The organism is Sulfitobacter sp. TCYB15 (assembly GCF_040435955.1).
Lineage (GTDB): Bacteria > Pseudomonadota > Alphaproteobacteria > Rhodobacterales > Rhodobacteraceae > Sulfitobacter > Sulfitobacter pontiacus.
On the sequence record NZ_CP159193.1, the window covers coordinates 210040 to 221983 of the forward strand.

Consider the following 11944-nt stretch of genomic DNA (forward strand, 5'->3'; position numbering starts at 1 on the left):
ATGAGCAACCTGACCCTCACCAAAACCCAGATGCGCGATGGCACCTGGCAAGGGATCGTGACCGGCGCGGGCGATACCAAACCCGATCTTGCGGTCACCCATGCCGATGCCGATGTCGCGGGGGTGCAGTTGGAACATGACGCGTCATCGGATCACTGGGTGCTCAGCATCCCTGTGCCCGCAGCCGCAATCGCCGATGGGCTGCATACATTGCTGGTGGTCGACCGCGCGTCTGGCTCGACATTGGCCAGCATCACCCTGATCGGGGACGAGGTCACCGGCCCCGATTTGCGCGCCGAGGTGGATTTGCTGCGCGCCGAGCTTGATATGCTGAAACGTGCGTTCCGGCGGCACTGCGTCGAAACGACCTGACGGCGCTTGCTTGCTTGCCCCTGTGACGCGATGTATCCCTTGGCAAGACTGAGCCCTTCAGAGGACCCTCGTGATGGCAGTGAAAAGACGGACTATCGGCGTGATCGGCCTTGGCAACTTTGGCTCTACGGTCGCAACCGAGCTGCAGCGTTTTGGCAACTACGTGATCGGCGTGGACCTGAACGACCAGCGCGTCAGCAACCATGTCGAAAAGCTGAGCCAAGCCGTTATCGTGGACGCCCGCGATGATGCCGCCCTGCGCGAAGCCGGGTTGGGCGACTGTTCGATGGCGCTGGTCGCCATGGGCAGTGATCTTGAATCAAGCATCCTGTCGGCCATCAACCTGAAACTGCTGGGCGTCGAGACGATCTGGGCAAAGGCCAAGACAAAAACGCATCACCGCATCCTGTCGAAACTGGGTGTCGACCGCGTGATCCACCCCGAAGTCGAAGTCGGCCAGCATATCGCCCAAGTGATCCACAACCCCTTGGTGCGCGACTATGTCAGCCTTGGGAACGGGTACCACGTTGTTAACTTCCGCATCCCCGAAGCGCTTGAGGGCAAATCGCTCGAGACGTTGTCATACGGCAAGAAGTTCGACCTGCGCTGTCTGGGCGTGATGCGGGGCACCGAATATATCGGGCGCGACGGGTTGGACTGCACGTTGCAACGGGACGATCTGTTGATCCTGCTCGGGCAGCGCACCGACCTGCGCAGCTTTGCGGCAAGCCTTTGAAACTCTTTTCGAGGTCACAGAAAAGCGCGTGGCGGCTTCTGCCCCCGCCCGCCGTGCTTGTGTTGATCTATCTGACGATGGTGGTTCTGGGCGGATTGATCCTGTGGACTCCGCTGGCGAATACTGCGGGGATCAGCCTGTCGGACGCGCTGTTCACCTCTACCTCTGCTGTTACGGTGACGGGGCTGGCGGTGGTCGATACCGGCACCGCCTTTACCGGCTTCGGGCAGGCGGTCATCGCACTTTTGATCCAGATGGGCGGCTTGGGGTTAATGACCTTTGCCGTTCTGGTGCTGTCCGCGCTTGGTATCCCTTTGGGGATGCCGCAGCGGATTATCCTGCGCGAGGACCTGAACCAGCCGAGCATCTACAATCTGACCTCGCTGGTGATGGCGATCCTGAAGATCGCCATTCTGGCAGAGCTTATCGGCGCTGCCTTGATGGCCTTTGTCTTCGTGCCCGAATTCGGTCTGGCGCAGGGGCTGTGGCATTCGGTGTTCCTAAGCATTTCTGCATTCAACAATGCGGGGTTCGCGCTGTTCCCCGACAGCCTAAGTAACTGGGTCAGCGATCCGATTATCAACGTCGTGATCCCCGCCCTGTTCATCATCGGCGGCATCGGGTTCATCGTGCTGGCCGATATATGGGAAAAACGCAGCTGGCGACGGCTCAGCCTGCACAGCAAGCTGATGCTCACCGGCACGGTGGTGCTGATCCTGTTGGCTTGGGCGCTGTTTGCAGCACTGGAATGGCGCAACCCCGCGACCTTGGGCCAGTTCGGCAGCCTTGGCAGCAAGCTTTGGGCCAGTTGGTTTCAGGCCGTCACCCCACGGACAGCAGGCTTTAACACGCTTGATTACGCAGAGGTCCACGAGAGTACTGCCTTGATGACCATGACGCTGATGCTGGTCGGCGGCGGCAGTACGTCGACGGCGGGCGGCATCAAGGTGACCACGCTCATCGTGCTGATCCTCGCCACCGTGGCCTTCTTCCGGCGCAGCACCAGCCTGCATGCTTTTGGTCGGTCGATGGGGCCGGATGAAGTGTTCAAGGTGATGGCGCTGACCACAATTAGCATCCTTCTGGTCCTGACGGGCATCTTCATCATGTCGATCAAACATGACGGAGAGTTCATCGACCTCGCGTTCGAGGCAACATCGGCCTTTGGCACCGTCGGCCTGTCGCGCGGTGCCACGGCAGAGCTTGATAGCACCGGCCGCGCGATGATCATGCTGATGATGTTTCTGGGCCGCGTCGGCCCGCTGACCATCGGGTTCTTTCTGGCGACGCAATCGGTGCCCCGCGTGCGCTACCCCGAAGGCAAGGTCTATCTGGGCTGAACACCCGCCCTTGGCCCAACAAAAAAGACCGGCCCGCCTATCTGCGGACCGGTCCTTAATGCGAACGCGTGATCGCCGCGCTTACTTCTTCGGGCCCAATGCGGACAAACCTTTGAGGATGTCGATGGCATAGGCTAGCTGGTAATCCTCTTCCCGCAAGGACGCAGCTTTTTCGGCCTTGGCGCGGTCTTCCATGATCTGGTCGACCTGATCGTCGGTCAGGCTGTCGTTGTTCAGACTGCCGCGCAGGTCTGCTTCGGACCGCAGGGGACGTGCTGTTGCATCCTCTTCCTCGGTGTCCGCAGGCTGTGCGGGTGGCTGGGCGACGATGATGTCGGGGGACACGCCAAGTGCCTGAATAGAGCGGCCCGACGGCGTGTAGTACCGCGCCGTGGTCAGGCGCATCGCCCCTTCACCGCGCAGCGGCATGATCGTCTGCACCGACCCTTTGCCAAAGCTTTTGGTCCCGACGACAATCGCGCGACGGTGGTCTTGCAAGGCACCGGCAACGATCTCGGAAGCCGAGGCAGAGCCACCGTTGATCAGCACCACAATCGGCTTGCCTTCGGCCAGATCGCCGGGGGTGGCGTTGGTGCGGTCGCCATCCGCGGCGTCGCGGCCACGGGTGCTGACGATCTCGCCCTCTTCAAGGAAAGCATCCGACACGGCGATAGCCTGATTCAACAGACCACCGGGGTTGTTGCGCAGATCCACGACAAAGCCGCTGACATTCTCGATGCCGCCGGCGGCCTCGACCTGCTCTTCCAGACCCTCTTTCAGCTTGGGGTAGGTCTGTTCGTTAAAGGTGGTGACCCGCAGCACAACCGCGTCGCCTTCGGTACGGGCGCGCACCGCGGTCAGCTGGATGGTATCGCGCACCAGCGACACGTCGAAGGGTTCGGTCTCGCCTTCTCGCACCACGGTGATCTCGATCTCTGATCCCACTGGCCCGCGCATCAGCTCGACCGCGTCATCCAACGTCAGCCCCAGCAGGCTTTCGCCGTCCACATGGGTGATGAAATCGCCCGCTTCGATACCCGCTTCAGAGGCAGGCGTACCATCAATCGGGGAAACGACTTTGACGAAACCCTCTTCCTGCGTCACCTCGATGCCGAGACCGCCAAATTCACCACGGGTCTGGTCGCGCATCTTCAGCGCGTCTTTCGGCGACAGGTAGCTGGAGTGTGGATCAAGCGAGGTAAGCATGCCGTTGATCGCGGCCTCTACCAGCTCTTCGGTGTCGACCTCTTCGACGTATTGCGCGCGGATGCGTTCAAAGATGTCGCCGAACAGATCAAGCTGTTCATAAACGTTGCTGTTCTTTTCAGTTTCCTGTGCCAGCAAGGGGCCCGCAATCTGCGTCGTGGCAATTACCCCTGCCAGCGTACCGCCCACGGCAGCCATCACGAACTTCTTCATCGTTTATCCATCCTTATCAGTTCGGAACCAGTCTGACGGGTCCTGCGGAACATTGTTCTCTCTTACTTCTATATAGAGCGTTTCTGAACGCTCCACGCCAGCCCCATCACCATTTGGTGACAGCGCCTGTTGATTTACGCCGGCCGGGCCGCCCATAAGGCCAATCGGCGTCTCTGCCCCGATCACCTGCCCTGCCTCGCCATAAACCACATCCAACCCTGCCAATACAAACAACGCCCCGGCCCGAGGTTCAAGAATGACCACGTTTCCCAGGTCCAGCAGCGGGCCAGTGTAGCGGATTGTCGCCGCCGTGGGCGATGTCACGATGGCACGCGGGCGGGTCGCGAGGATAATCCCGGGCCGCGTCACCCCCGCCGCATCGGTTTCATTGGCACGGCGCAGGATCACGCCCTGCACCGGCAAGGTCAGGTCGCCCTTCTGCCCTTCGAAATCGGCGGGGGCATCCGCGATCGGGTCCGAGGTCATCTCGGACAGGCCGCTGGCGAACCCCGATAGCGTCTCGGAGGTCGAGATCAGGATCGCGGTGCGCACCGGGTCTTCGTTGAAGCGTTTGGGCAGATCGGTCCGGTTGGCCATCGCCTGATTAAGCTCTGTCCGGGCGCGCTGGATTTCCGTCAGCCCGTCCTGCAAGCGCTGTGCCGCATCGGTCTGAAGCGCCCGCAGGGTCTGCACGTCTTCAAGATCCTGCCGCAAGACATCGGCGCGGGTGTTCAGGGCCGGTGTCAGCTCTGCCAGCAACATACCCGCGCGCGCCGTGCCAACGGGCCCTTCAGGATGCAGGAACAACGTGGGCGACGGGTTGCCGCCGATGCTTTGCAACACGCCCAGCAACTGCGCGACCTCGCCATCGCGGGCCTGTAGCTTTTTGCTCAGCTGCGCCTCGTTGATGGCCGCCTGACGCAGCCCCTCGCGCATGGCCCCAAGGCCGGTTTCAAACGCCTGAATCGTCTGGGTCAGCGCCTGCACGCGGTCCCGCGCCCCATCTGCGGCGTCCAACTGGGCAGAGGCCGCTTCAAGGTCGGCCATCGCGCGACGCGCCTGTTCTGCCGCCTCGGTCTGCGCAAAAACGCCGACGGGCCAGAACATTAGGGCAAGGGCGCAAAGGCGGATCATTCTAGCAGCGACTTTCCCGTCATCTCGGCCGGTTGATCCAGCCCCATCAACTGCAACACTGTCGGTGCCAGATCGGCCAGACGACCGCTGCGCAGGCTGGCCCCATCGGGCCCGCCGACAACCGCCACGGGCACGGGGTTGAGCGTATGCGCCGTATGCGCCCCGCCGGTTTCGGGATCAATCATCGTTTCGCAATTGCCGTGGTCCGCAGTGACGATCATCGCGCCGCCGACGCCCTCTAGCGCCTCAAGCACGCGCCCAAGGCCGGTATCCACCGCCTCGCAGGCCGCGATGGCGGCATCAAGATCACCGGTATGCCCCACCATATCGGGGTTCGCGTAATTCACTACAATCAGGTCGTAGCGGTCCTTGATCGCTTGCACGAAACGGTCGGTGACTTCCGCGCAAGACATCTCTGGCTGCAAATCATAGGTCGCCACATTCGGCGACTTGGGCATATAGCGGTCCTCGCCCGTTGTGGGTGTTTCCTCGCCCCCGTTCAGAAAGAACGTCACATGCGGGTATTTCTCTGTCTCGGCCAAGCGGAACTGACGAAGGCCGTGCTGTGCGACCCATGCGCCAAGCGTGTTCACGATCTCGGGCTTGGGGTACATGGTGGTCATGAACGCCCCATGCGCGTCGGAGTATTCCGCCATGCCCATCACCGCAGACCACGCAGGCCGCGCACCTGTGTCAAAGGCGTCAAACTCCGGATCCGCAAGCGCCGACATGATTTCGCGCGCGCGATCGGCGCGGAAATTCAGGCAGAAGATCCCATCGCCGTCCTGCACGCCGGTGTAGCCATCCAGCACCGTGGGCGTGATAAATTCATCGTTTTCGTCCAAACCATAGGCATCATTCACCGCATCGCGGGCGGTTGGGGCGGCGCTGCCCTTGCCCTGGACGATCGCCTCATAAGCTTTGGCAACACGGTCCCAGCGGTTGTCACGGTCCATCGCGAAATAGCGCCCCGAGACCGTTGCGATGGTCGCCCCGTCGGGTAAGGCGGCTTGCAGCGTCTCGAAATAGCCCAAGGCCGAGCGCGGCGCGACATCGCGCCCGTCGGTCAGCGCATGGATCACCACCGGAATACCCTGCGCCCGCAGCGCACGTACCGCGGCAATCATATGCGTCAGGTGCCCATGCACCCCGCCATCAGAGACAAGCCCCATCACATGCGCCGTGCCGCCGGTCTGTTTCAGCGTCTCGGCAAAGTCCAGCAACGGTTGATGGGTGGCAAACGCGCCTTCCTCGATCGCAAGATCGATCTGGCCCAGATCCATCGCGACGACACGACCAGCCCCGATATTGGTATGCCCCACCTCGGAGTTGCCCATCTGCCCCTGTGGAAGACCCACATCAGGCCCGAAGGTGGTCAGCGTCGCTGAAGGGCAGCTTTGCATGATCCGGTCGACATGCGGGGTCTTTGCCAGAAGGGGCGCGTTGCCTTGAGGGTCATCGCGCAGGCCCCACCCATCCAGAATGCACAATACGACAGGTTTTGGGGTGTTCATCCTGAGACCGCTCCGCAGGTTTACAGTGGTTTTCCGTCTTTTAGCGGCTCTGTCGCCGATGGTGAACCTAATTCAACGCAGTTTACAAACTTGTAAGCAGAGGGCGGCCAAATCACACGGCGCACCCTTGCCCTGCCTGCGCGGTTTGGTCATAAGATGGGCGCATCAAAGCCAAGGACGACAGCATGACATCCCAAGCACCGGAAACCCGCATTGTGAACACCTGGCGCGTCGCCTGTGACGGCAGCGAAGGCGCCTTGGGGCACCCGCGCGTCTGGCTGCAAATCCCGCAAGACAAGGGCTGGGTCGAATGTGGGTACTGCGACTGCAAGTTCATCCACGCCGAGTTTGAGGGCAAGGTCTGACCAAAGCGTTACGATGGCTGGGCGCGCTTGCGCTTTTGCCCGCGTGCTTTGTGCTTGCCGCAGTGATCGGTGCCCTCTGGGCCGCTCCTGCCTCTGATGAACCGCGCGCGGTGCCGACGCGCGAGGTGCTGCTGGTCCACGGACCCATCCACTATGATCTGCTGATCCCGATTGATGATATCTCGGGCCCGCGGTTTGCCGCGCTCGAGACGCGGGGTCTGCCGCTATCGCACCCCGATGCGCGGTGGCTTGTCATCGGATGGGGGGCGCGCAAGTTTTATACGGAAACCCCCACCTATCGCGAATTGAAACCCGGCAATGTCTGGCGCGGGATTATCGGCGACGACGCGGTGCTGCGGATTGATGTCATTGGCCCCATCGCCCCGACCGCCGAACGCCGGACCGTGACGATGTCCGAAGGCGCGTACCGCAGACTGGTCGCGAATGTCTGGTCGGCGCTTGACCCCGGCCCTGACGGGCTGCCTCAACGTGTGGATGTGGATGGGTATACCGCCACCGATGGATTCTTTGCCGCCAAGGGACGCTTTAGCATCCTGCGCACCTGCAACGTCTGGATCGGCGACCAACTCCGCGCGGCAGGGCTGCGGTTCGGACGCTGGACGCCACTACCCTTGTCAGTGAGCCTCTCCTGGCGCCTTTACCAAAGCGAGCCCCGCTAGGCAGGGACGCTCCGCGGGGAGTTTATTTGGCAAAATGAAGCCGGTCGCGGGCAATTGGCCGCTGGAGAGTTTGCCGGCTTCGTGGCACAAGAAAGCTTGTCTGAAAGAGGAGCACCGACATGTCCGGCACATTTGGCAAAGGTCACCATCTGCATCTGATCGACGGGTCGGCGTTTATTTTCCGCGCCTATCACGCGCTGCCACCGCTGACGCGCAAGTCGGACGGGCTGCCGATTGGGGCGGTGGCGGGTTTTTGCAACATGTTGCACCGCTATGTCGAAGGCAACACAGGGCCGGATGCACCGACCCATGTGGCCGTGATCTTTGACAAGGGCAGCCATACCTTCCGCAATGACATGTATGACAAATACAAGGCCAACCGCGAGGCCATGCCCGAAGACCTGCGACCGCAGATCCCGCTGACCCGTACCGCCACCGAAGCGTTCAACATCGCTTGCAAGGAAAAGGAAGGTTTCGAGGCGGACGACATCATTGCCACGCTCGCCGTACAGGCACGCGCCGCAGGTGGCCGCTGCACCATCATCAGTTCGGACAAGGATTTGATGCAGCTGGTCGGCGGCGGTGTTGAAATGCTGGATGCGATGAAAAACAAGAGCATCGACCGCGACGGTGTGTTCGAGAAATTCGGCGTCTATCCCGATCGTGTGGTGGATGTGCAGGCGCTGGCGGGCGACTCTGTCGATAACGTCCCCGGGGCACCCGGGATCGGGATCAAGACGGCCGCTTTGCTGATCAACGAATATGGTGATCTGGATGCGCTGCTGGAGCGCGCGAGCGAGATCAAGCAGCCCAAGCGGCGCCAGACCCTGATCGACCATGCCGACCAGATCCGCCTGTCCCGTGATCTGGTCAAGCTGGACGAGAACACGCCGCTGGACTTCACCCTTGACGATCTTGAGGTGCGCGACCCTGATGCAGATCAACTGCTGGGCTTTCTGGCCGAGATGGAGTTTCGCACCCTGTCCAAACGTGTGGCCGAGGTGCTGGGGAAAGAGGCCCCCACCATCGCCGAGGCACCGGTCGCTGCAGATGCCCCGGCCGCGGCGGATGTGCCCTTTGACGCAGAGCTCTATGAACACGTCAGTGACACAGCCGCGCTGCAGGCCTGGATCGACCGTATCTACGAATTCGGCTATGTCGCCGTCGATACAGAGACCACCGGGCTGGACGATATGGTCGCGCAGCTTGTCGGGGTTTCGCTTTGTGTCGAACCGGGCAAGGCCTGCTACATCCCGCTCATTCACAAGGCGCGCGGCAGCGATGATCTGTTCGGGAGTGATGATCTGGCCGAGGGGCAGATCCCTACCGAAGAGGCGCTGCGCCTGCTGACCCCGATGCTGGAGGATCCCTCGATCCTCAAGATCGGGCAGAACATGAAATACGACAGCAAGATTTTCGCTCAGCTTGGGATCAACGTCGCGCCCATCGACGACACGATGCTGCTGTCCTACGCGATGCACGCCGGGCTGCACGGCCACGGCATGGACACGCTGTCTGAACGCTATCTGTCGCACACACCGATCCCGATCAAGCCGCTGCTGGGGACAGGCAAATCGGCCATCACCTTTGATAAGGTGCCGCTCGCCGATGCGGTGAAATATGCCGCCGAGGATGCGGATATCACTCTGCGGCTGTGGCAACTGTTCAAACCCCAGCTTCACCGCGTCGGGGTGACGAAGGTTTATGAAACGCTTGAACGCCCGCTTGTGCCTGTTTTGGCGGCAATGGAACGCTCTGGCGTGAAGGTGGACCGCGATACGCTGAGCCGGATGTCCAACGCCTTTGCCCAGAAGATGGCGGGGCTTGAGGACGAGATCTATGAGCTCGCCGGGCGCAAATTCAACGTCGGCTCGCCCAAGCAACTGGGGGAAATCCTGTTCGACGAGATGGGGCTGGAAGGCGGCAAGAAAGGCAAGACGGGGGCCTATGCCACCGGTGCCGATGTGCTTGAGGACCTCGCGACAGAGCATGACCTGCCTGCGCGGGTGCTGGACTGGCGGCAGCTGTCCAAGCTGAAATCGACCTATACCGACGCGCTGCAGGATCACATCAACCCCGACACGGGCCGTGTGCATACGTCCTATTCCATCGCGGGGGCGTCGACCGGGCGGCTGGCTTCGACCGATCCGAACCTGCAAAACATCCCGATCCGGTCCGAAGAAGGGCGGCGCATCCGCGAGGCCTTTGTTGCAGAGCCGGGCAAGGCGCTGGTCGCGCTTGACTATTCCCAGATCGAGCTGCGGATACTGGCGCATATCGCCAATATCCCCGAGCTTAAGCAGGCGTTTCAGGACGGCATCGACATTCACGCGCTGACCGCTTCGGAAATGTTCGGCGTGCCACTGGACGAGATGACGTCGGACGTGCGTCGTCAGGCCAAGGCGATCAACTTTGGCGTGATCTATGGCATCTCGGGCTTTGGTCTGGCGCGCAACCTGCGTATCCCGCGCGCCGAAGCACAGGGGTTCATCGACCGCTATTTCGAACGTTTCCCCGGCATCCGTACCTATATGAATGACACCAAGGCTTTCGCCAAAGAGCATGGCTTTGTGCAGACGCTGTTCGGGCGCAAGATCCACACGCCCGAGATCAGCGCCAAGGGCCCCCGCGCCGGTTTTGCCCAACGGGCGGCCATCAACGCGCCTATTCAGGGCACCGCCGCCGATGTGATCCGCCGCGCGATGATCCGTATGCCCGACGCGATCAAGGATCTGCCCGCCACCATGTTGTTGCAGGTCCACGATGAATTGCTGTTCGAGGTGGAGAAAGGGGCCGAGGACGATCTGATCGCCGCCGCACGCAAGGTGATGGAGAATGCAGCCGATCCGGTGGTCAAACTGGATGTGAAGCTCGACGTGGATGCAGGCGTCGGGGCGAGTTGGGCGGAGGCGCATTAATCGCCTCTGAAGTGCCCCCCTGCGGCTAGCTGAGTGTCATCCAGCCGAGGCTGTCCTCGGTCCGTGGGCCGGGGATATATTCGCCACTGACCCAGCCGCGATACCCCGCGCGGCGCAGGGCGGCGAAGAGCGCAGGGAAATCAACCGTACCCGTACCGGGCGCGCTGCGATCAGGCGCGTTGCCAAGCTGCACATGTACGATCAGATCTTTGTATTGATCGAACACCGCCACCGCGTCACCGTGGATCATCTGGGCGTGGTAGCTGTCATATTGCAGCCCGACGTTCGGCCGGTTCACAGCACGCAGCACATCGGCGGCAAGCGCGTAGTCGTTCATGAAATACCCCGGCATCGCGACCGGGTTCAGCGGTTCAACCGTCAGGGTAAGCCCCTTCGGCGCGATATCAGCCGCCCAGATCAGATTATCGATGAAGGTCTGCCGCGCCAGCGCGCCTTGCCCATTGCCCGCCATGACATGCAGATAGCGGACCTTGAGCGTGGTGGCATATCGAAACGACCGCTGGATATCGACGCGGAAACGCGCCGCCTGTTCGGGCACCGCCGCAAAGCCCTGAGCGCCGCCGGTGTAATTGGGCGGCGGGGCGTTGATCAGGATCAACTGCAAGCCGTTGGCGACACAGGCGCGCAGCGTCTCTTTGGCGGCCAGATCATAGGGGAAAAGCACCTCTACGGCGGTAAACCCCGCCTTTGCGGCGGCGGCAAAACGATCAAGATAGGGCAGCTCGGGCCACAGCAGAGTAAGGTTCGCGGCTGGCTTCATGAAGGATCATCCGGTTCGGGCCGCTATCGTCGCACTGTGGCAGGCAGGATCAATCGGGCAGTTCGTCCGAGGGGATAATACCAAAGAAGCTGCCGCCCGACCATACGCCGAACCAGCCGTCGTGATGCACGCCAAGCTCGACCAGCCGGTAAAAGCTTTTGCGGTCGATCAGCGCCTCTAGGTTGCGGCGGATACGGACGTAGGGCGCGGGTTCGCCATCTTCGGGGTCGCGCTCAACTCGGATCGGCAGTTCGGGGCCGGCGACGGCGATGTCTTCCAGATTGGTCTGGAAGGTCAGCCTCTGGTCGGTGCCACTGCCTTCGGCCTCGAAATCGATGGCGACAAAGGGGGCGTCCTCGACCTTGATGCCGACCTTTTCAACCGGCGTCACAAGGAAATAATCATCTTCTTCGCGGATCAGAATCGATGCGAACAGCTTTACCAGCCCGATGCGTCCGATGGGGGTGCCTTGATAGAACCAAGTGCCGTCGCGTTTGATCTCCATGTCCAGATCGCCGCAAAACGGGGGGTTCCACTTTTCAACCGGCGGCAATCCGCGTGTTTTGGCGGCGGAAACAGACGCGGCAAGGCTTTCTGCTGTCGGGGTCACGGTTTTTTGTCCACTCATTGCTTTTGCCATTTCCTGTTCACACGATACACTTACATCTAACTGATATAACCCCGA

Annotated in this window: 11 protein-coding genes; 6 read left to right on the forward strand and 5 right to left on the reverse strand. The window is 61.5% G+C overall.

The window, feature by feature from the left end; all coding sequences use genetic code 11:
- From ABM428_RS01005 to ABM428_RS01015, 3 genes are all read left to right on the forward strand, one after another.
- Nucleotides 1-372, forward strand: coding sequence for a hypothetical protein (locus ABM428_RS01005; protein WP_005850469.1), 372 nt, complete (start codon nucleotides 1-3; stop codon nucleotides 370-372).
- Nucleotides 373-445: 73 nt separating this feature from the next.
- On the forward strand, nucleotides 446-1108 hold the full coding sequence (locus ABM428_RS01010; protein WP_005850470.1) for a TrkA family potassium uptake protein: 663 nt from the start codon (nucleotides 446-448) through the stop codon (nucleotides 1106-1108).
- A 77-nt stretch (nucleotides 1109-1185) separates the two neighbouring features.
- Nucleotides 1186-2448: a TrkH family potassium uptake protein gene (locus ABM428_RS01015; RefSeq protein WP_180829220.1), complete on the forward strand. Its 1263-nt coding sequence runs from the start codon at nucleotides 1186-1188 to the stop codon at nucleotides 2446-2448.
- Between the two features lie 81 nt (nucleotides 2449-2529).
- Here the strand turns inward: ABM428_RS01015 and ABM428_RS01020 are convergent, their stop codons facing one another.
- From ABM428_RS01020 to gpmI, 3 genes are read right to left on the reverse strand one after another with little or no spacing between them, the layout of a single operon-like run.
- Nucleotides 2530-3867, reverse strand: coding sequence for a S41 family peptidase (locus ABM428_RS01020; protein WP_037942619.1), 1338 nt, complete (start codon nucleotides 3865-3867; stop codon nucleotides 2530-2532).
- A 3-nt stretch (nucleotides 3868-3870) separates the two neighbouring features.
- Nucleotides 3871-5001, reverse strand: coding sequence for a murein hydrolase activator EnvC (locus ABM428_RS01025; RefSeq protein ID WP_132997825.1), 1131 nt, complete (start codon nucleotides 4999-5001; stop codon nucleotides 3871-3873).
- Nucleotides 4998-6515, reverse strand: a complete 1518-nt coding sequence (gene gpmI / locus ABM428_RS01030) for a 2,3-bisphosphoglycerate-independent phosphoglycerate mutase (RefSeq protein ID WP_132997824.1) — start codon at nucleotides 6513-6515, stop codon at nucleotides 4998-5000. Before gpmI ends, ABM428_RS01025 begins: the two co-directional genes overlap by 4 nt.
- A 185-nt stretch (nucleotides 6516-6700) precedes the next feature.
- Here gpmI and ABM428_RS01035 point away from each other — a divergent pair, with 185 nt between their 5' ends.
- The 3 genes from ABM428_RS01035 to polA all read left to right on the forward strand — a co-directional run bounded on the left by ABM428_RS01035 (nucleotide 6701) and on the right by polA (nucleotide 10478).
- Nucleotides 6701-6880: a zinc-finger domain-containing protein gene (locus ABM428_RS01035; RefSeq protein WP_005850479.1), complete on the forward strand. Its 180-nt coding sequence runs from the start codon at nucleotides 6701-6703 to the stop codon at nucleotides 6878-6880.
- Between the two features lie 62 nt (nucleotides 6881-6942).
- Nucleotides 6943-7560 carry a TIGR02117 family protein gene (locus ABM428_RS01040; protein WP_353628069.1) on the forward strand — a complete coding sequence of 206 codons (618 nt, stop codon included), beginning with the start codon at nucleotides 6943-6945 and terminating at the stop codon, nucleotides 7558-7560.
- 119 nt (nucleotides 7561-7679) lie between these two features.
- Nucleotides 7680-10478 carry a DNA polymerase I gene (gene polA, locus ABM428_RS01045; RefSeq protein ID WP_132997822.1) on the forward strand — a complete coding sequence of 933 codons (2799 nt, stop codon included), beginning with the start codon at nucleotides 7680-7682 and terminating at the stop codon, nucleotides 10476-10478.
- Nucleotides 10479-10503: 25 nt separating this feature from the next.
- Here polA and ABM428_RS01050 read toward each other — a convergent pair whose 3' ends face one another.
- Together ABM428_RS01050 and ABM428_RS01055 are read right to left on the reverse strand one after the other, a co-directional pair.
- Nucleotides 10504-11259: a hydroxypyruvate isomerase family protein gene (locus ABM428_RS01050; protein ID WP_132997821.1), complete on the reverse strand. Its 756-nt coding sequence runs from the start codon at nucleotides 11257-11259 to the stop codon at nucleotides 10504-10506.
- Nucleotides 11260-11308: 49 nt separating this feature from the next.
- The gene (locus ABM428_RS01055) at nucleotides 11309-11887 is read right to left on the reverse strand and encodes a DUF1285 domain-containing protein (RefSeq protein ID WP_064216124.1); all 579 of its coding nucleotides are present in this window, start codon (nucleotides 11885-11887) and stop codon (nucleotides 11309-11311) included.
- Nucleotides 11888-11944 lie beyond the last annotated feature (57 nt).

What these genes read in the sequence shown, in the direction of transcription:
- ABM428_RS01010 (WP_005850470.1), top strand. Translation starts at nt 446, where the DNA reads ATGGCAGTGAAAAGACGGACTATCGGCGTGATCGGCCTTGGCAACTTT.
- polA (WP_132997822.1), top strand. Translation starts at nt 7,680, where the DNA reads ATGTCCGGCACATTTGGCAAAGGTCACCATCTGCATCTGATCGACGGG.
- ABM428_RS01005 (WP_005850469.1), top strand. Translation starts at nt 1, where the DNA reads ATGAGCAACCTGACCCTCACCAAAACCCAGATGCGCGATGGCACCTGG.
- ABM428_RS01015 (WP_180829220.1), top strand. Translation starts at nt 1,186, where the DNA reads ATGGTGGTTCTGGGCGGATTGATCCTGTGGACTCCGCTGGCGAATACT.
- ABM428_RS01050 (WP_132997821.1), bottom strand. Translation starts at nt 11,259, where the DNA reads ATGAAGCCAGCCGCGAACCTTACTCTGCTGTGGCCCGAGCTGCCCTAT.
- gpmI (WP_132997824.1), bottom strand. Translation starts at nt 6,515, where the DNA reads ATGAACACCCCAAAACCTGTCGTATTGTGCATTCTGGATGGGTGGGGC.
- ABM428_RS01055 (WP_064216124.1), bottom strand. Translation starts at nt 11,887, where the DNA reads ATGAGTGGACAAAAAACCGTGACCCCGACAGCAGAAAGCCTTGCCGCG.
- ABM428_RS01020 (WP_037942619.1), bottom strand. Translation starts at nt 3,867, where the DNA reads ATGAAGAAGTTCGTGATGGCTGCCGTGGGCGGTACGCTGGCAGGGGTA.
- ABM428_RS01025 (WP_132997825.1), bottom strand. Translation starts at nt 5,001, where the DNA reads ATGATCCGCCTTTGCGCCCTTGCCCTAATGTTCTGGCCCGTCGGCGTT.
- ABM428_RS01035 (WP_005850479.1), top strand. Translation starts at nt 6,701, where the DNA reads ATGACATCCCAAGCACCGGAAACCCGCATTGTGAACACCTGGCGCGTC.